We start from the raw sequence: 19,295 nt of genomic DNA on the forward strand, positions 1-19,295 counted from the left end.
AAAGAATTCTGCCACATAGATATCCATTCTTGTTTGTGGATAAGATAGTTGATTTTAAAATGGGCGAGAAAATCATTGGTGTTAAGAATGTCACAGGCAATGAATTTTTCTTTCAAGGTCATTTCCCAGGTCATCCGATAATGCCAGGTGTTTTGATAATTGAGGGAATGGCTCAGACGGGGGGGATTTTGCTTTTGAATGGTGAGGAGTCAATGGAAAATCGTTATGTCTATTTTATGGCGATAAAAAATGCAAAATTCAGAAGACCTGTTTTTCCGGGAGATACACTTGTTTATGAGGTTGAGATGGTTGACCGGCGAAGTAAATACTGCACGATGTATGGCAGAGCTTATGTTGATGGCAAATTAGTCGCAGAGGCGGAGATGATGGCAGCAATCGTCACTAAACCAGAACAAGTTGGAGTTGAACAAACATCAGAGAAAGAAGCATGAGCACATTCATTGATCCTCGGGCTGTTGTCAGCCCAAATGCACAAATCGGGGAAAATGTCAAAATTGGACCTTTTACCGTTATTGAAGATAATGTCATAATTGGAGATGGGACCGAGATAGGTTCAAATGTTTTCATTGGTTATGGGACAAGGATTGGGAAAAATTGTAAAATTTTTCACGGTGCATCTGTTGGCTCAATTCCGCAGGATTTAAAATTTAAGGGCGAAGAGACAACGCTTGAGATCGGGGATAATACGATAATTCGTGAATTTTGCACGCTCAACAGAGGGACATCTCATTCAGGAAAAACAATCATAGGAAGTAATTGTCTTTTGATGGCTTATGTTCATGTGGCTCACGATTGCGTGATAGGGAATAATGTTATAATGGCGAATGCTGTAAATCTTGCAGGTCATGTCGTTGTTGAAGATTATGTCGTAATTGGAGGACTTGTTCCAGTTCATCAATTTGTCAGAATAGGACAGCATTCAATCGTTGGTGGTGGATGGCGTGTTCCGAAAGATGTACCACCATACATAATGGCTGCAAGAGAGCCGTTGCGATTTGAAGGACTTAACATTGTTGGTTTAAAGAGAAGAAATTTCCCGAAAGAGACAATTGAACGAATTGAATCCGCTTACAGAATAATTTACCAGTCAAATTTAACCGTGAGCCAAGCTGTTAAGAAGTTAAAAGACGAATTTGAACCAACCCCGGAAATCCAGAACATAATAAACTTCATTGAATCAAGTCAGCGTGGCATAATAAGAGGTCCTTATGAGTGAAAAATGGATTTTTTTAAACACCGGATTTCGTAATGGGAATTTTAATATGAAATTTGATGAACATCTTGCCTTTCTGTTTTCAAAAGGCAGGATAAGACCTGTGCTGAGGGTTTATGGATGGAGACCTTATACGATTTCAATCGGGTATAATCAAGATGAGAGTGTTTTTGATTTTGAAAAGATAAAGAACGCAGGAATTGGATTTGTGAGAAGACCGACCGGGGGAAGAGCGGTTTTACATGCTGAGGAGTTAACATATTCAGTGGTTATGAATTCGTATGGTAAAAGTGTAATTGAGATTTACAATCTCATAAGTCGTGCAATTGTCCGTGGGTTAAATTTGCTTGGTGTTGAGCTTGAACTTGCTCAAACGGAGCACGATTTCAGAAGTTTCTACAAAGATTTTAAATCAATTCCTTGTTTTGCGAGCTCAGCGAAATATGAAGTTCAATTTAAAGGCAAAAAACTTGTTGGAAGCGCACAAAGAAGATTTGGCGATGTAGTCCTTCAACATGGCTCAATTTTAATTGGAGAATTTCACAGAAAATTGCCAGAATTTCTGAAAATTGATTCTATTGAGATAGTTGAAAAAATTAGAGCTGAAATTGAAGAAAAGACGATTTGCTTGAATGAGATTTTGCATCGCAATGTCTCGTTTGATGATGTCGCAGAAGCGTTGAAGCAGGGGTTTAAGCAAGAGTTTGGAATTGAATTTGAAGACAAAATTTTGCTTGATGAAGAATTTGAAATTGAAAAACTTGATTTAATTTCTCTATGAAGAAGGTAACTACGAAGACATTAATTGAAATGAAGAGAAATGGCGAAAAGATCGCAATGCTTACCGCATATGATTTTATCATCGCTAAACTTCTTGACGAAGCAGGCATTGATGTAATTCTTGTTGGTGACTCGCTCGGGAATGTTTTTCAAGGGCATAAAACAACTTTGCCTGTGACACTTGAAGATATGATTTATCATACGAAGGCGGTTTGTAGAGGTGTTAAAAGAGCAATGGTTGTGGTTGATATGCCATTTCTTACATATCAAGTCAGCGTTGAAGAAGCGGTTAAAAATTGTGGAAGGGTTTTGAAAGAAACATGTGCAGAAGCTGTTAAACTTGAAGGTGGAAGCGAAATTGTTGAAGTCGTGAAAAAATTAACATCAATTGGTATCCCTGTGATGGGGCATTTGGGATTGACGCCACAGAGCATTCATAAATTTGGCGGTTATGATGTGAGAGGAGTTGATGAGAAAGAAGCTGAAAAAATTTTAAATGATGCGATGGCACTTGAACAAGCTGGAGCGTTTGCAATTGTGCTTGAAAAAATTCCATCGGAACTCGCAAAGCAAATTACAAAATCCCTTTCAATCCCGACAATTGGAATTGGCGCTGGACCGCATTGCGATGGTCAGGTCCTCGTTGTCTATGATATGCTTGGATTATTTGAAGAATTTAAGCCGAAATTTGTGCGAAGATACGCTGAACTTTCAAAACTCATCAAAAATGCATTTGAAAATTATATACAAGATGTCAAAAGTGGCAAATTCCCCGATGAAAGTGAATCTTATTGAAACTTTTTTGTCCGATTTAAGGTTACAATTTGTGAAATTAATTCAAACGATAGCAAAGTATGAAAGCACTTATTAACACATTTACGCTTGTGGTTTTTCTGCTTGGGACACTTCAATTTTCAAATGTCATTTCATTTTGTAAAATGTCCCAGAAAATGAACGTAGATATCTCGTGTGTATGTTCAACGGGAGATGAACAAAATGAAGTTTCTATTTCTGGTGTTTCAAAATGTTGCACTGTGAAAAAATTTGAAAAGGAAAATGTTCAGGATTTTGCAAGTTTTAAAGATGATGTCTCAAAGTTAATCTCAAATCAGATAACTTTAAAGAGTGAAATAATCAATTTGCCGTTCAATTTCTCACCGAAAATCATCACTGCAATTTTTATATCGCCTCCCCGATCAGACATACCAATTTTAAATTCTTCACTTCTCATTTGATTTTGACTTAACCCGCTAAAATCAAAATTCCAGCTTACAAAAGAATCTTTTTGATGTTCTAAATTTTTCAGTTTTTGTGCAAAATTTTTTCAAACAAAAATTTCTTGAAATATGAAATTTATCAAATCGTTGATTTTGCTTTTGATTTTTCCGTATTTGAGTTTTTCTCAAACGCTTGATGATTACATCAAAATTGCGGTTGAAAATAATCCAGAGCTTAATTCATACAAAATTCAAATGGAAGCAATTTCCAAGCGAATAAGACAGGCGAAGACGCCAGCTGACCCTATGCTTATGGTTGGAATCACAAACCTGCCTGTTAATTTTAGCTTTACATCAGATATGATGACGATGAAAGAGATTGGAATTTCTCAAATGCTTATGTATCCAGAGAAGTATTCTTTGATGGGGAAGATGGCTGAAAAAGATTACGAGATTGCAAAAGAAATTTACGAGTCAAAACGACTTGAACTTATTGCAAATGTGAAGATGCTTTATTTTGAAATTTACTATATGACGAGGGCAGTTGAGATCACAAAAAAATCAATTGACCTTCTCAAGGACTTCATCAAAATCACATCAACAAGATTTGCGACAGGTCAGGGAATTCAGCAAGATGTTTTGAAGGCGCAGGTTGAGCTTTCAAAGATGACTGATGAATTGATAAGGATGGAAACGGAGAGAAAAAATATAATTGTTCGTTTTAATTCGCTTCTTTACAGGAAAGCAAGCGATTCCGTTTATATCCCAGATGAAATAAGTTTTGTTGAGTTTAAAAAAAGTTATGATGAGATTGAGAAACTTGCCTTTGAAAACAATCCGATGATAATTGCAATGAAAAAGATGGTGGAAAAAGATAGCATAATGACCCAGCTTGCGAAAAAAGAGATAATTCCTGATTTTGAAATAAAATTTTCTTATGGACAACGCTCCGCAGTTGACCCATTGGGGATGAAGGCGCTTGATGTGTTAAGTTTTTCAATAGGGTTCAATCTTCCAATTTTCTTCAGGAGCAAGCAAAATTTAAGAATTCAAGAGACAATGTTAAATGTTTCTCAATCCGAAGCAAAACTCTTGGCGATCAAGAATGAGATTTCAAAGATGATTTATGAGAAATTAAATGAAATTGACGGTGATTTGAAACTAATTGATCTTTACAAAAATGGTTTAATACCGCAGGCAACGCAAAATTTGAATGTCGGACTTGTTGGTTATCAAGTTGGAAAAATTGATTTTATGACGCTTGTTGATAATTTTATGACCCTTTACAATTACCAGATTCAATACGAAAAAATTTTTGCAAGTTACAATTCAAAAATTGCGGAACTTGAAATGCTTGCAGGCACAAATTTGCGGTGATTTAAAAAATTGAAAACAAAAATTTTTAGGGAAAAATGAAAGCAAAACTTATCCTTGCGTTTATACTTATCTCGCTTGCATCACTTTTTGCTGGATTTTTCATTGGGAAATTAATTCATTCGGGAAAGGGTGAGGTAAGCTCACATAATCAAAAAGTTGAGCGAAAAATTCTTTACTATAAAGACCCGATGCATCCTTGGATAACAAGCGATAAACCGGGTAAAGCTCCAGATTGTGGTATGGATCTTGTTCCTGTTTATGAGGGTGAAGAAGAAACAGAAGAAGGCGTAATAAAAATTGACCCAACAATTGTTCAAAACATTGGCGTTAGAGTTGAGCCAGTGCGAAGAATGAAATTGACAAAGACGATAAGAACAGTTGGAAGGATTGATTACAATGAGAGAAAAATCGCAATAATTACGACCAAGGTTTCGGGATGGATTGAGAAACTTTATGTTGATTACACTGGAAAATTTGTCCGGAATGGAGAACCATTGTTTGAGATTTACAGTCCTGAACTTGTCACGGCGCAAGAAGAATATCTGCAGGCGATAAATTATAGAAAAAGCGTTTCCGGTAGCAAAGATCCGAATATAATTGAGGGAGTAAACCAACTTGTTGAAAGCGCAAGGAAGCGACTTCTTTACTGGGATATTTCAGAGTCGCAGATAAAAGAAATTGAAACAACAGGACAGATTCGCAAAACGCTTGTTTTTTTCTCGCCTGTTGATGGTATTGTTGTTGAGAAAAACATTTTTCAAGGTATGAAGATTTCGCAGGGGATGAATTTGATGAAAATAGCGGATCTTTCAACTATTTGGGTTTATGCGGATATTTATGAGTATGAGTTGCCGTGGGTAAAAGTTGGTTTAGATGCTGAGATTGAAATTCCCTATTTCCCTGGAAAAATTTTGAAAGGAAAAGTTGAATACATTTATCCATTTCTTCAAAGCGATACAAGAACAGTCAAAGTGCGACTTGAATTTGAGAATCCAGATTTTTTGTTGAAGCCAGATATGTATGTAAATGTGAATATAAAATCAAATGTTGCAATTGACGCTTTGGTTGTTCCTGAACAATCTGTGATAAGAACAGGTGAAAGAGACATAGTTGTGGTCGCTTTAGGTGGGGGAAGGTTCAAATCTGTTGAGGTTAAACTTGGAGTGCTTGCGGATGGATATTATCAAGTGCTTGAAGGTTTACATGAAAATCAAAACATAGTCACATCGTCGCACTTTCTCATAGATTCGGAAAGCAATCTCAAAGCTGCACTTGCTGGCTTAACACATCAACACGGGAATTCAATGGTCATTGAGAAGACAGAAAGTCCCGAGATGAAGCACGAACATGAGCAAGTCGGAATAAAAGAACGCGATGAACAGAAGGAGAAAAAAATTCAAAAATCAAAATCTCGTGAAACTACACACGAAGAGCATAAGCATATCGCTGATAAAGTTGTTGACCCTGTTTGCGGTATGGAAATTGAGCCCAATGAGGAACTTTCTTTCGTCTACAAAGGGAAAAAGTATTATTTCTGTATGAAAGCAGACCTTGAAAAGTTTAAGAAGAATCCAGAAAAGTATGTGAAGTGAAAAATCAAAAACAAAGTTTTCAAAATCAAATGCTTCAAAAAATAATTGAATGGTCAATCAACAACAAATTTCTCGTTATCCTCACGGTTTTGTTTGCAATTATCGCAGGTATTTATTCAATTCAGACAATTCCAATTGATGCAATTCCAGATTTAAGCGATGTTCAAGTGATAATTTACACTCAATATCCTGGGCAATCACCCGAGATAGTTGAGCAACAAGTAACTTACCCACTTACAACTGCAATGGTATCGGTGCCAAAGTCAAAAGTTGTGCGTGGTTATTCATTTTTTGGTTTTTCTCTTGTTTATGTGATTTTTGAAGATGGAACCGATCTTTACTGGGCAAGAAGCAGAGTGCTTGAGTATTTAAATTACGCAGTGAATAAACTTCCAAAAGGAGTTGTCCCAGCTCTTGGACCTGATGCGACGGGAGTTGGATGGGTTTATATGTATGCTCTTGTTTCAGATAAGAGAGATTTAAGTGAGCTTCGTTCAATTCAGGATTGGTATTTGAGATATGCTTTAACAAGTGTTGAAGGTGTTGCAGAAGTTGCAAGCATTGGAGGATTTGTGAAAAGTTATCGTATAACGGTTGACCCAAATAAACTTCTTGCGTATAACATTCCCTTAAATCAGGTGATAAATGCGATAAAACGAAGCAATAATGATGTTGGTGGCGAAGTGATAGAAATGGGTGAGATGGAATATATGATTCGTGGACTTGGATACATAAAGACGATTGATGATATAAAGAAAATTCCTGTTGGAGTAAGCAAATTTGTAAAACTGCCTTCGCAGATGCAAAATATGACGATGTCGGGAAGCTCAGATATGGATATGGGTAATTCAAATATGGAAATGCAAAATTTTGAGTTGCAAAAAGGTGAATCTCAAAATAGGATTTTTGGCGATGGGACGCCGATTTATCTTGGTGATGTTGCTACCGTTTCAATTGAGCCGATGATGAGAAGGGGAATTGCTGAATTAAATGGTGAAGGTGAAGTTGTTGGTGGAATAATTGTTATGAGGCACGGTGAAAATGCTTTAAAAGTTATTGAAGGGGTTAAGAAGAAGCTTGAAGAATTAAAATCTGGTCTTCCCGAAGATGTTAAAATTATAACTGTGTATGATAGGTCTGAGCTTATAAAGCGCTCAATTGCGACATTGCGTGAGAAATTAATTGAGGAATCAATTATCGTTGCTCTTGTCTGTTTGCTTTTTCTCTTTCATTTCACGAGTGGGCTTGTCGCGATATTTACTCTTCCAACTGCAATTTTGATTTCATTCATAGTGATGAAAATTCAGGGGATTAATGCGAACATAATGTCGCTTGGTGGCATTGCCGTTGCAATTGGAGCTATGGTTGATGCTGCGATAATTATGATTGAGAATGCGCATAAACATCTTGAGCATGATGCTGGTAAGAAAGATCACTGGAAGATCATTCTTGATGCTTCAAAGGAAGTTGGACCTTCGCTTTTTTATTCTTTGCTTGTGATAACGGTTTCGTTCCTTCCTGTTTTTGCTCTTGAAGCACAAGAGGGAAGATTATTTAAACCGCTTGCATACACGAAGACATATTCAATGGCTGCAGCTGCACTTCTTTCAATTACAATTGTCCCAATTTTAATGGGGTATTTTATCAGAGGGAAAATTCCACCGGAGGAGAAAAATCCTGTTAACAAAATTTTGATGAAAATTTATCATCCGATTTTGAATTTTGTTTTGAGATTTAAATGGCTTGTCATTGCTTTTGCGATTTTAATTCTTGCTTTAACTTACATTCCTTATTCAAAAATTGGCTCGGAATTTATGCCACCTTTGTGGGAGGGAGACCTTCTTTACATGCCAACGACTTTGCCGGGAATTTCAATTACAAAGGCAAAGGAAATTTTGCAACAGACGGATAAAATCATAAAACAATTTCCAGAAGTTCATCATGTTTTTGGAAAAATTGGTAGAGCTGAAACAGCAACAGATCCAGCTGGACTTGATATGATTGAGACGACAATTATGTTAAAACCAGAAGAAGAATGGCGACCTGGAATGACGCCTGAAAAGTTGATTAGAGAAATGGATAAAGCTCTGCAAATTCCGGGATTGTCAAACGCATGGACAATGCCAATAAAAACCAGAATTGATATGCTTTCAACAGGGATAAGAACCCCTGTCGGAGTTAAAATCGCCGGCTCTGATTTGAAAGTGCTTGAAGAAATCGGGAAACAAGTTGAGGCAGTTATAAGGAAAGTTCCGGGCACAGTTTCGGCTTATTCTGAAAGAGTTCTTGGAGGAAATTATGTTGATTTTAAAATCAAAAGAGAAGAATGCGCAAGATATGGATTAACTGTTGGAGATGTGCAAGATGTTATAATGACTGCAATTGGTGGGATGGAAGTTACAACGACTGTTGAAGGACTTGAAAGATATCCTGTAAGTGTAAGGTATCCGAGAGAGTTAAGAGATAATGTTGAGAATTTGAGGCGGGTTCTTGTTTCAACTCCGACGGGTGCGCAGATTCCACTTGCTCAGCTTGCGGATATTGAAATTAAGAAAGGTCCAATGGTTATAAGAAGTGAAGATACGAGACCAAATGTCTGGGTTTATGTTGATTTCAGAGATTATGATGTTGGAACTTATGTTGAGATGGCTAAAAAAGCGGTTGAAGAAAATATCAAACTTCCCGAGGGTTATACAATAACATGGAGCGGTCAATTTGAATATATGGAGAGAGCAAAGCAAAAACTTTATTACATAATTCCTGCGACTTTGCTTATCATTTTTGTGATAATTTATCTTAACACGAAATCAGTCACGAAAGTTATAATTGTTTTTCTTGCTGTTCCATTTTCGCTTGTTGGAGCAATTTGGCTTCTTTATTTGCTTGGCTATAATATGAGCGTTGCGGTTTGGGTTGGAATTATCGCTCTTGCGGGACTTGACGCTGAAACCGGAGTTGTTATGCTTCTTTATCTTGACCTTGCTTATGAAGAATGGAAAAGAAAAGGGATGTTGAGAACAATTGATGATTTGAAAAATGCGATTTATCACGGTGCTGTGAAAAGATTAAGACCGAAAGCGATGACTGTTTCAGCTATAATTGCGGGGCTTTTGCCAATAATGTGGAGTCATGGGACAGGAGCAGATGTGATGAAAAGAATTGCTGCGCCGATGGTCGGTGGAGTTGTGACAAGCTTTATTCTTGAACTTTTGGTTTATCCAGCAATATATTTCATTTGGAAATCATTTGAAATGCGAAAAGAAAAAATGATAAGCGAAAAATGAATTATCAAAAAATTAACACAATTGCTCTTGGCTTTGGACTTGGATTTATTGAAGGGAGTGCGATTTTTATCGCAACTTTATTACTCTTTTTTCAGGGTGAAAGAGGCACTGCGTTTTTAAGCAAATTATTTCCACTTTATGAAATAAGCATCGCTGGTGCATTTATAGGATTTGTTGAAGGTTTCATTGATGGATTTATCGGTGGGGTTGTGCTTGCGTGGGTTTATAATTTGATTTTAAAAATTCAAACTCAAAAAGGGGCGTCTTAAAGACGCCCCCAATTTTTTACTTTTTACCAAATGGAAAAACAAAGGACACCCTCGGCTCAACTCTTTTTTGAACTTCATATTTTGTCCCGTTGTCGGTTCGCACAGGTTTGAAAGTCCATTGATAAAGCATACTCACGACGATATATTTGACGGGTTTATAACCAATTTCAGCATAAAGTAGTGAGCGTTCATCAAGTCGGAAGACATCGCCAAAGTTTTTGATGTTTCTCCTGTCATAACCAGCATCAAAAACAATTGTCGGTAAAACCTGTGGCATTTGAAGGTCAAGGTGCAAAGTCCCACTTTCGGGAGTTGCATCAAGTTGTTGATAACTTCCAACGATTTGCAATTGTCCTAAAATTGTGATAAACAACTCTCCATAAGTTCCCGATGTTTTCTTTGCTTTTCTCAACGCTTGTAATTTGCTCGTTGCATTTACAGTATCTCTCAAATTAAATCTTTCAACTTCGTGGAAATAATTGAAATAACTTGGCAAAAATTGATCGCCGAAGTTTCTACGCTCAATTTTCGCACCAATGTTTAAAACTCCAAGCCCTCTAAATTCAAGATTAGTTCCATAAGCAATTCCACTTCCATAATTGACAAATTTCATATAGTCAAAATAGACATCCCAACCAAAAATTTTTGATTTTATAATTGGAAGTCCGATATCAAATCCGAAAATATCGGGTCTATCCCAATCTCTTACAATTTTCCTGCTTACTGTATCATAATGAGCGATTGCATCTTTATCAAAATCTGTCGCATAAGTTGCTCCAAATTCAAGATTTCCAATTATTGGGATTCCTCCAGCGGGTGTAAATTTCAAAGGTCTTACATATCCACGCAATCCAAACACACCAACTCTTTTCAAATCGCTGAAAACAGATTCAAATCCAAATTTCCCAAAGTCAACATCAAATTCAAGCCCAACTTTTCTGTCGTCATAACTTGCGTTGTTTTTGTAGTAATAGACAATTGTCCCGTGTCCTAATCTTGCGTAGTCAAGTGCCCCAAGCCGTGCGTAAAATGGATCACCTTTTAAACCATATCTTACATATCTTATCGCTCTCAAAAAGTCATAAAATTCGTTCCAATCTTCGCTTCTTATTTTTCCATCATTTACACCGATTCTCAAATTAACATCAAGTCCAATTCCAATTTTTCCAAAAGCGATTTCTGGTGAGATGTTTAAAAGATAGTATGGTTTTCCATCAAACCATGATAATCCAAGCCCGCCTGTAAATTCACCGCTTGTTTGCGGTTTTGTTGGAGTTTCTCTTTGAACCCTTCGCTGTGAATATGCAGAAGTTAAGACAAGCAAGGCAAGAAGTAAAGTCAAAGTCCTTTTCATTTTTTACCTCCGAAATTTTTTTGTTTAAATTTCACTATCCGAAAACTAATTTACAAATAAAAAACGCTGTAAGCAAGCCCGTTATGTCCGAGATCACACCTGCGAGAACCGCATGTCTTGTTTTTCTTATGTTGACAGAGCCAAAATATACAGCAAGCACATAAAAAGTTGTCTCTGTGCTTCCATACATCGTTGAAACGAGAAGACCGAGGAATGAATCAGGTCCATAAGTTTTCATTATTTCGGTCATAATTCCGAGCGAGCCACTTCCAGACAATGGACGCATAAGAGCCATTGGAAGCGCCTCTGCTGGAAAGCCAATTAAGTTTGTCAATGGGCTTAAAATTGCAACAAGAACATCCATCGCACCACTTGCCCTAAAAATTCCAATTGCAACAAGCATTGCAACAAGGTAAGGGATAATTCTAACTGCGACATTAAATCCCTCTTTTGCGCCTTCAACGAATGATTCATAAACTTTTACTTTCTTTGCAAAACCGTAGATTAAAAATGTGAAAATAACGAAAGGTATTGCAACGACAGAAATTATATTCATAATCTCTTTGAAACTCATTCTTTGACCTCCGTTTTTGTTTCGTTATTTTCTTCAAGTTCTTTTCTAAAAATTTTAAGTCGCTGTAAAATTTTCGCTGCTGTTACACCTGCAATTGTTGCTGCGAATCCACCGACGATTGTTGTGCTAATAATTGCTGCTGGGTCGCCCGAACCAAGAGCTGCTCTTACGGCAATTGCAGTTGCTGGTATCAATGTCATCCCACTTGTGTTAATTACAAGAAATGTCACCATTGAATCGCTTGCGGTGTCTTTCTTTGGATTTAACTTTTGAAGCTCTTCCATTGCTTTTAATCCAAGCGGAGTTGCTGCGTTTCCCAGACCAAGCATATTTGCGGAGATGTTCATTATGATTGCTCCGATCGCAGGATGTTCTGATGGTATATCTGGAAAAAGACGTTTTGTAATTGGCTTAACAATTTTTGCAAGTAAATTTATCAACCCCGCGAGCTCACCTATCTTCATAATTCCAAGCCACAAAGCCATCACTCCGATTAAACCAATTGCAATTTTAACAGCGATATCGGAATACTCAATCACCGCATTTAAAACCTGCTTTATCTTAACAAGTGAAATTCTTTCAAAAACCATAACAACATTATAACTTCCGTTTTCATTTTTCTCAAATTTCAAAATGTTTGCAACAAGTTTATCTGTATTCGTGCCTTTGCCTTTTGCCATAAGTTTCCAAAATTCGGGGGTGTTTTCAGAAATGTTAAGAACAGCCACACCTTTACCATCTTGATTTACCTTGATTGAAATTTCATTTGTTATAAGTTTTGCGTTAAAATTTTTCAGCGAATAAAAATTTTTGAAGTACTCACCGCTTACTTTCAGAATTCCCGTTAACTGGGTATTTGTTTTGAACTCATCTTTAAGTTCAACCAACGCTTGAAATTCAACTCCGTTTCTATACTTGTTGATTGAACTTTCATAAATATCCGTCCCAACTGCTGTTAAAATTCCGATTGCAATGAGAGCAAGCCATATGTAGTTCATCATAGCTTTATTCTCCTGTTTGTTTTACAATGTAGAAATTTCTGCGAAATGGAAAAGATGAGTTTCCGTTTTTGTTTCTTACAATTACATCAAGAGTGTGAACCCCGGGATTGAGGTTAAAATTTGGTGTGAAAAGAATTATTGAGAAGTTTCGCTCATCAATTGTTGCAATGTGATCTTTTGGGATCGTAAGAGAATCAATTTTAATTTGAATGCTTTGTTTGTCAAGTCCGGATTTATCTGAAACTTTGAGAATAAGCGTTGGTTTTTGCGTTGTTAAGATTGTGTCAGAAATTAATTCAATTTTTGGAACGCCAGCTTGAAGATATTTTGCAAGACCTTTGAAAATTCCCCACGCCTCAATTTGATTGAATTCATCAATGCTTAATCTTCTTTCTTCATGTTCATTCGTGAAAAATGTGCACTCAACAAGGACTGCCGGCATCGTTGCATTTCTCAAAACATAAAACCCTTGTTTTGGATAAACAAGATAATCAGACATTGTTCCGTCAAAACTTGCAAGTGAGCCAGAAATTCTAAGGGCATATGCGAGGTCTCTTTGAATGTATCTTGCAATATCTTTATTGGATGGATGAAACCCAGGATCACCTTCAACAGCGTGATACCAAGTTGATGCGTAAAATGTTGTTTCATCTCCGGGCATTGCGTTATGATGGATTGAGATGAAAATGTCAGCTCCACTTTCTGTAGCCATTTTCACCCTATCTTGAAGTGAAACGGTTGTATCTTTTTCCCTTGACATGAAAACTATTGCGCCAGCTTTTGTGAGGTAATCACGAAGATAAAGTGCCACTTTTAAATTAACATCTGCTTCAACCACTCTTTTTTTAATTCCAATGTTTTTTCTGTCTTGTCCGCCGTGTCCGGGGTCAATAAAAATTTTCCATCCCTTGACAAATCGTGAGTAAAAGTTAATAACCGAATCCTTTGATTCAGGTGTTTTCCAGTCGGAAGGTTTTACATAGTAAGGTTTTGGGGCGCAACTTGGAATAAAGATGATCGTTATGAGAATAAAAAATTTTTTCATAAGAATTCGTTTTTTGCTTAAATATAAAATGCTTGGGTGATTGTTTCAATTAAAGTGAAGGGAAAAAATAAGGTAAGATAGAGCTGGCGGTGGGATTTGAACCCACGCCCTGCTGATTACGAATCAGCTGCTCTACCGCTGAGCTACGCCAGCTTTTTAAAAAATTTAAAATTTTTCAACCTTAAAAACAAATTTTTACACGCCCGTAAGAAAAAATTATATCATCGTTGAAAAAGACAAAATCGTAAATCTCATCAGATGACTGCGTCAGAGCGACTTTAATTGTTTTCTGCTCGTAAAGAACCTCATTTTTAAAGCAAATGTTGATCTCTCCGATGTTAAAATCGCCAAATTTTTCAAGCAAAATATCTTCAAGAAGTGTGAAAAAGGTAGTGTTGTTCATATGACCATTTGTGTCAATGTCAGTGTATCTAATTGTGTGCTCCTTCAAAATTAAGTTTGAGTTTTTAATTTTGTCTGGTTCAAAATTAAATTTTTCTGGATCAATTCCGTTTGAAATTTTTTCCTCGCCATACATATTTTTGACTTCATCTGGAATTCGTTTCAATTTTTTCGTTGTTGCATCAACGAAAACCCACAATGATGACGCTTTCACAATGAGTTCATCATCCAAGTAAACATTGAAATCACGATATGCTTTTACGGTGTGAATTTCCCTTGACCATGTTGTGATTTTAATCTCGTCCCTTAATTTTGGGAGTTTGAAGATTTCAATTGCAAGTTTATTTAAAATCCAAGCACATTTGTTTTTTAGCATATAATTTGCGTTAAATCCGATGGTTTCAGAGTGAAGGATTGCTGATTCTTGAAGGTAGGATGTTAATGTGTCAAGTCGTGGTTTCCAGTTTTTGTTAAGGTCTCTGTAGTTAATTTTCGCTTTCATGTCAAACATTTGTGCTTTGAAGTTTTATTTTTGTTTTGCGTTTTAATTTAATGAAGAAATTTGAAATTTTGCTCTTCTTGGATAATTCGGTGTCATTTTGTAAATTTAAAGTGTAAAACAAACCCACAATTAGGGAGGGAATTATGGTTAAAAAGCAAAATGGTTCGGCGAGTTCGGTTCGGGAAAAGTCCCCGAAGTCAATGGAAAATGGAACAATGAGTTCGGCTCGGGAGAAGTCCCCGAGTAAAAAAGTTCAAGGGTTCAAGAGTTCAAAGGTTCAAGGGAAGAAGTTAAACAACGAGTCAAAGTATTCAATGGAAACCCACCTTATTTATGGTCGTTCATTCACACCGAAATGGGAGTATTCACATCATGTAGTTCCGCCAATTTCAGCATCAGCAACATTTCGGCTTGAATCGGCACAGCGTGGGGCATTAGGTTTTCTGCAATTTGCTCACACAATTAACAATGAAGAAGTTGAACTTAAAGCCCCGATTTATATTTACGATCGCCTTGGCGAACCAAATAAGGAAATGCTTGAAGAATATCTCGCTTATGCAGAGCTTGGTGAATCTGCTGTTACATTTGCATCGGGAATGGGTGCAATTTCAGCCGTTCTTGGAATTTTGACTAAGACAGGTGACGAAATAATTGCGCACAAACTTTTATACGGATGCACTTATGAACTTTTAACATACTGGTATCCAAAGTATCAAATAACGACGAAGTTTGTTGATTTAAGAGATTTATCAAATTTGAAAAAAGCAATAACTCCAAAAACGAGAGTTGTTTATTTTGAAACGCCCGTAAATCCAACGCTTGAATTGATTGACATCGCTGGTGTGGCTGAAATTGTGAAGGAAGAAAATAAGAAGAGAAAACCGAACGAGCGAATTTATGTTGTTGTAGACAATACATTTGCAACTCCATTTTGTCAAAGACCACTTACGCTTGGAGCAGATTTCGTTGTCCATTCATTGACGAAAAATATCGGTGGTTTCGGCACTGATATGGGTGGAGTGGTGATTGGTCCAAAGTGGAGCAGAGACCAGCTTTTGCTTTATAGAAAAGATTTTGGCGGAGTTCTTGGCACAAAAAGCGCCTGGACAATTCTTGTTTATGGTTTGCCAACGCTTGCTTTAAGAGTTCGTCAGCAGGAAAAAACCGCAATGGAAGTCGCAAGATTTCTTTGCTCACATCCAAAAATTCAATATGTGAGTTATCCAGGTTTGCATACTTTCCCGCAATATGAACTTGCAAAGCGACAAATGGTTGATTATGAGGGCAATTTCGCACCGGGGACACTTATCTATTTCATTGTCAAAGATGATTCACCGGAAGGAAGACGTAAGAAAGCGGAAAAACTCATAAATTATCTTGCGAAAAACGCATATACGATAACTCTTGCTGTTAGTTTAGGGAATATAAGAACATTGATTGAACATCCGGGTTCAATGACGCATGCGACAATTCCAGCGGAAGAGCAACTCAAAAAAAAAGGAATTGACCCAGGCGGAATAAGATTGTCAATTGGACTTGAAAAAGTTGATGACATAATTCTTGATTTGAGCGAGGGATTAGCAAGAATTTAAAACAAATTTATCTCGGTGGTGAAATCTGACGAAGTTTATCTTTTAAAGCCAGAAATTTTTGAAAAGTTTGATAATCTTTTAGCTATTTTAGCGACGAGAAAAAGTGTTAACTCGGATAGGACATTTAATTTTGGCTTCACCAAAAATAATGATCCTGAGGAAGTTAAAAATAATCGCAGAATTTTACTTGAACAGCTTGGGATTTCTGAAACTCAACTTGCAATCCCAAAGCAAATCCATAGTTCAAACATTTGCTTTGTTGAAAAACCCGGGATTTACGATGAATGTGATGCTCTTGTGACGGATAAAAAAGAGATTTTTCTTGTTGTGAGTGTTGCTGATTGTTCACCTGTTTATATTTATGATCCGAAGAAGAAAATTATTTCATTGGTTCATTGTGGTTGGAGAGGCGCTTCAGAAAAAATTGTTGAAAAAACAGTTGCTTTCATTCGGGATAAGTTCAAGAGTGAGCCAAGAGATTTGATTGTTCACATCGGGGCTTGTGCTTCTGTGTGTTGTTATGAGGTTGACAAGGAGTTTGATAAAATTTTTGATGTGAGGTTTTTGAGGTTTAAAAGGAATGGGAAATATCATTTTGATTTGAAAGGCGAAATTTACGCTCAATTAGTTAAATCAGGTGTTAAGTTTGAGAACATAAGCGTCAGTCCATATTGCACGATTTGTGGTGGTGATATTTTTCATTCGTATAGAAGAGATGGAGAAAATTCCGGCAGGATGTGGGCTTTGTTTGGTATGAGATGAAAAGGCGAGCCATAGATTGGCTCGCCGATTTTTTATGTAAAAACCGCTTCAACTCGTCTTATCTCCGGCGCTTCACGAATTATAATTCTTTCAATTCCAGCTCTTAATGTCATCATTGAGAGTGGACAACTTCCACATGCACCGATCAATTTTACTTTAACAATGTAATCATCTGTAATTTCAACAAGTTCAACATCTCCTCCATCTGCTTTAAGATAGGGTCGTGCGATTTCAAGTGCTTTTAGAACGCGCTGTTTAAGTTCTTCTTTGTTTTTCATAGTTTGATTTCAATTTTTGGCATTGCTTGCTGTTTGAAACTTACAATGCTAACTCTTGCAGCAAGTTTTCGTGCGATTTCTCTAATTATTTTTGCTTCTTCTGTTTCTGGATAAGAAATTGGGACGGGTTTACCTGTGTCGCCACTTATTCTTATTCTTGTGTTAATTGGTATTTCGCCTAAAAATGGGGCATTAAATTTTTCGCTTGCCTTTTTCCCGCCACCGTGATCAAAAATATCGTCTCTTTGTCCGCAGTGTGGACAGATGAAATAGCTCATATTTTCAATTATTCCAAGAATTGGGACATTTACACGTTGAAACATTTTAATTGCTTTACGAACATCAGCAAGAGCAACATCTTGTGGTGTTGTTACAATTACAGCACCAGTTAATGGAATTGTCTGAACAAGTGTAAGTTGAATATCACCTGTTCCGGGTGGGAGGTCAAAAATAAGATAATCAAGTTCACCCCATTCAACATCTGTCATAAATTGTTTAATTGCACCGCTTGCAATAGGACCACGCCATATTAAAGCAGTATCGGGATCATCAAGAAGAAGTCCAATTGAAATTAACTTAACACCGTATTTTTCAACTGGTTCAATTTTTTTGCCATCGCTTGTTAACGAAGGTTTTTCATTTACACCGAGCATTATCGGGACATTTGGTCCATAGACATCTGCGTCAATTAAACCAACTTTTGCTCCATCAAGTGCGAGTGCAACTGCAAGATTAACAGCAACAGTTGATTTTCCAACCCCACCTTTACCGCTTGCGACAGCGATTGTGTTTTTAACATTTGGTAAAAGTGCATCCTTTTGCTGGCTTATGTGTTTTGGGACTTGCGCTGTCATTTCTATGTTAACTTCATCAAATCCAAGTTTTTTTACTTTTTCAATCGCTTCATCTTTGATTTTGTCCCTTATTGGACACGCAGGTGTCGTAAGCTCAATTTTTATAAATGCTTTGTTTGAATCAACTTTTATATCTTTGACAAATCCAAGCGAGACAATATCTTTGTGGAGATCTGGGTCTTGAATTTGCCTTAAAACATTCAGTATTTCTTCAACGCTTTTCATAGCGGACGCAATTTTATTTTTAAGATTTGCCTAAACTTAATAAAAAATGTTTGGATAAAAAAGTTTCTGAATGATTTTTAAAATTTTACCTCAAACTGGGCTTTACCTCTTGACAAATTGAAATTTGCATATTATATTTATAGCAAAAGTGCATAAGCACATTGGAGATAGAGAGAGATTTTAAGTTTCTACCTTCAAGAAGCACCCACTTGAAATAAATAGGTTCTTTAGTTAAAAGCTATTTTTTAAAACTTTAAATTGGAGGTGACAGATGAAAGGTAAGTTTACTATTTGCCTTTCTGCTTTCGTTTTAATTCTTGCTTATCTAATTACGGGGAGTGGTTGCATTAACATTGATAATCCTGTGGTCCAGCCCGTTGATTATCGTTCAAGTGCAAAGTTTGTGAATTTAAAAACGGGCGCAACGATCAAAGTCAATGTTGATGGAACTGATAAGGTAGCTTCGCTTGCCTTTGGTGAAGCGACAAGCTATTTTGATTTGCCAGCCGGTTCAAGGGTTTTTGCATTTGGCGCAGGTGATAGCGTAAGAAGGACGCTTGAATCTGAAAAGAAGTATTCGGTTTTTTATGTCGGGAAAGGTTCTGATAGTGTTTTATTTGCGGTTGAAAGGAACACATTTGATGAACCATATCCAAGCGGAAAGGCATTGGTTAGGTTTTTGCATTTGAGCCCTAATCTTGGGACAGCGAAGGTGATTGTTAATTTTGCGGGTAAGGATTCTGTGTTTTCAAGTGTTCCATTCAAAGGAGGCACACCATATCTTGAAATTTCCTCTTTCCCGGATACTGTGAAATATACTGTTATATCTGGCAGTGATACGCTTGTCAAAGGTTGGGATTCAGGGATAACCGGTCCTGGAAGATATTCTGTTGTCGTTTATGGGTTGAAAACAGATTTACAAAAAAAGCTTTTCAAAGAAGATTAAAGGAGGG

At 36.8% G+C, this 19,295-nt stretch carries 19 protein-coding genes and 1 tRNA gene; 12 read left to right on the forward strand and 8 right to left on the reverse strand.

Annotated elements, in window-relative coordinates; translation table 11 throughout:
* The 9 genes from fabZ to AWW83_RS08335 all read left to right on the forward strand — a co-directional run.
* Positions 1-452, forward strand: a 452-nt coding sequence (fabZ, locus tag AWW83_RS08295; RefSeq protein ID WP_102134823.1) for a 3-hydroxyacyl-ACP dehydratase FabZ, incomplete at its 5' end; no start/stop codon positions are given.
* On the forward strand, positions 449-1,237 hold the full coding sequence (lpxA, locus tag AWW83_RS08300) for an acyl-ACP--UDP-N-acetylglucosamine O-acyltransferase (RefSeq protein ID WP_092350778.1): 789 nt from the start codon (positions 449-451) through the stop codon (positions 1,235-1,237). The genes fabZ and lpxA, both read left to right, overlap by 4 nt.
* Positions 1,238-1,283: 46 nt before the next feature.
* Positions 1,284-2,015 (forward strand): lipoate--protein ligase family protein, encoded by a 732-nt coding sequence (locus tag AWW83_RS08305; RefSeq protein ID WP_159421153.1) that lies wholly within the window; start codon positions 1,284-1,286, stop codon positions 2,013-2,015.
* Positions 2,012-2,809: a 3-methyl-2-oxobutanoate hydroxymethyltransferase gene (gene panB, locus AWW83_RS08310; protein ID WP_092350782.1), complete on the forward strand. Its 798-nt coding sequence runs from the start codon at positions 2,012-2,014 to the stop codon at positions 2,807-2,809. The genes AWW83_RS08305 and panB overlap by 4 nt, the downstream gene beginning before the upstream one ends.
* 59 nt (positions 2,810-2,868) lie before the next feature.
* On the forward strand, positions 2,869-3,249 hold the full coding sequence (locus AWW83_RS08315) for a hypothetical protein (RefSeq protein WP_092350784.1): 381 nt from the start codon (positions 2,869-2,871) through the stop codon (positions 3,247-3,249).
* Between the two features lie 111 nt (positions 3,250-3,360).
* Positions 3,361-4,608, forward strand: coding sequence for a TolC family protein (locus AWW83_RS08320; RefSeq protein ID WP_092350786.1), 1,248 nt, complete (start codon positions 3,361-3,363; stop codon positions 4,606-4,608).
* Between the two features lie 35 nt (positions 4,609-4,643).
* Positions 4,644-6,200, forward strand: coding sequence for an efflux RND transporter periplasmic adaptor subunit (locus AWW83_RS08325; protein ID WP_092350788.1), 1,557 nt, complete (start codon positions 4,644-4,646; stop codon positions 6,198-6,200).
* Between the two features lie 29 nt (positions 6,201-6,229).
* Positions 6,230-9,484, forward strand: a complete 3,255-nt coding sequence (locus AWW83_RS08330) for an efflux RND transporter permease subunit (RefSeq protein ID WP_092350816.1) — start codon at positions 6,230-6,232, stop codon at positions 9,482-9,484.
* Positions 9,481-9,753: a hypothetical protein gene (locus AWW83_RS08335; RefSeq protein WP_092350790.1), complete on the forward strand. Its 273-nt coding sequence runs from the start codon at positions 9,481-9,483 to the stop codon at positions 9,751-9,753. The genes AWW83_RS08330 and AWW83_RS08335 overlap by 4 nt, the downstream gene beginning before the upstream one ends.
* A gap of 16 nt (positions 9,754-9,769) precedes the next feature.
* Here the strand turns inward: AWW83_RS08335 and AWW83_RS08340 are convergent, their stop codons facing one another.
* The 6 genes from AWW83_RS08340 to AWW83_RS08365 all read right to left on the reverse strand — a co-directional run bounded on the left by AWW83_RS08340 (position 9,770) and on the right by AWW83_RS08365 (position 14,640).
* Positions 9,770-11,107, reverse strand: a complete 1,338-nt coding sequence (locus AWW83_RS08340; protein ID WP_092350792.1) for a hypothetical protein — start codon at positions 11,105-11,107, stop codon at positions 9,770-9,772.
* A 34-nt stretch (positions 11,108-11,141) separates the two neighbouring features.
* A complete protein-coding gene (locus tag AWW83_RS08345; RefSeq protein ID WP_092350794.1) occupies positions 11,142-11,681 on the reverse strand; it encodes a spore maturation protein in 540 nt (179 codons plus the stop codon).
* The gene (locus AWW83_RS10055) at positions 11,678-12,682 is read right to left on the reverse strand and encodes a nucleoside recognition domain-containing protein (protein WP_234697281.1); all 1,005 of its coding nucleotides are present in this window, start codon (positions 12,680-12,682) and stop codon (positions 11,678-11,680) included. The genes AWW83_RS08345 and AWW83_RS10055 overlap by 4 nt, the downstream gene beginning before the upstream one ends.
* 4 nt (positions 12,683-12,686) lie before the next feature.
* Positions 12,687-13,727, reverse strand: a complete 1,041-nt coding sequence (locus tag AWW83_RS08355; protein ID WP_092350796.1) for an N-acetylmuramoyl-L-alanine amidase family protein — start codon at positions 13,725-13,727, stop codon at positions 12,687-12,689.
* 81 nt (positions 13,728-13,808) lie between these two features.
* Positions 13,809-13,880 (reverse strand) — tRNA-Thr (locus AWW83_RS08360).
* A 28-nt stretch (positions 13,881-13,908) separates the two neighbouring features.
* A complete protein-coding gene (locus AWW83_RS08365; protein WP_092350798.1) occupies positions 13,909-14,640 on the reverse strand; it encodes an acyl-[acyl-carrier-protein] thioesterase in 732 nt (243 codons plus the stop codon).
* A gap of 134 nt (positions 14,641-14,774) precedes the next feature.
* On the opposite strand from AWW83_RS08365, the gene AWW83_RS08370 reads away from it, so the two are divergent.
* Positions 14,775-16,223, forward strand: a complete 1,449-nt coding sequence (locus AWW83_RS08370) for a trans-sulfuration enzyme family protein (RefSeq protein WP_234697282.1) — start codon at positions 14,775-14,777, stop codon at positions 16,221-16,223.
* Positions 16,224-16,241: 18 nt separating this feature from the next.
* The gene (pgeF, locus tag AWW83_RS08375) at positions 16,242-16,985 is read left to right on the forward strand and encodes a peptidoglycan editing factor PgeF (protein ID WP_159421155.1); all 744 of its coding nucleotides are present in this window, start codon (positions 16,242-16,244) and stop codon (positions 16,983-16,985) included.
* A gap of 32 nt (positions 16,986-17,017) precedes the next feature.
* On the opposite strand, the gene AWW83_RS08380 is transcribed toward pgeF, so the two are convergent.
* The gene (locus tag AWW83_RS08380) at positions 17,018-17,263 is read right to left on the reverse strand and encodes a NifU family protein (RefSeq protein WP_092350802.1); all 246 of its coding nucleotides are present in this window, start codon (positions 17,261-17,263) and stop codon (positions 17,018-17,020) included.
* Entirely contained in the window at positions 17,260-18,342 is a 1,083-nt protein-coding gene (apbC, locus tag AWW83_RS08385; protein WP_092350804.1) for an iron-sulfur cluster carrier protein ApbC, read from the reverse strand. The genes AWW83_RS08380 and apbC overlap by 4 nt, the downstream gene beginning before the upstream one ends.
* Positions 18,343-18,613: 271 nt before the next feature.
* On the opposite strand from apbC, the gene AWW83_RS08390 reads away from it, so the two are divergent.
* Positions 18,614-19,288: a DUF4397 domain-containing protein gene (locus AWW83_RS08390; RefSeq protein ID WP_092350806.1), complete on the forward strand. Its 675-nt coding sequence runs from the start codon at positions 18,614-18,616 to the stop codon at positions 19,286-19,288.
* The last annotated feature ends 7 nt before the right edge of the window (positions 19,289-19,295 follow it).

This window comes from Candidatus Chryseopegocella kryptomonas (assembly GCF_001536065.1).
GTDB lineage: Bacteria > Bacteroidota > Ignavibacteria > Kryptoniales > Kryptoniaceae > Kryptonium > Kryptonium kryptomonas.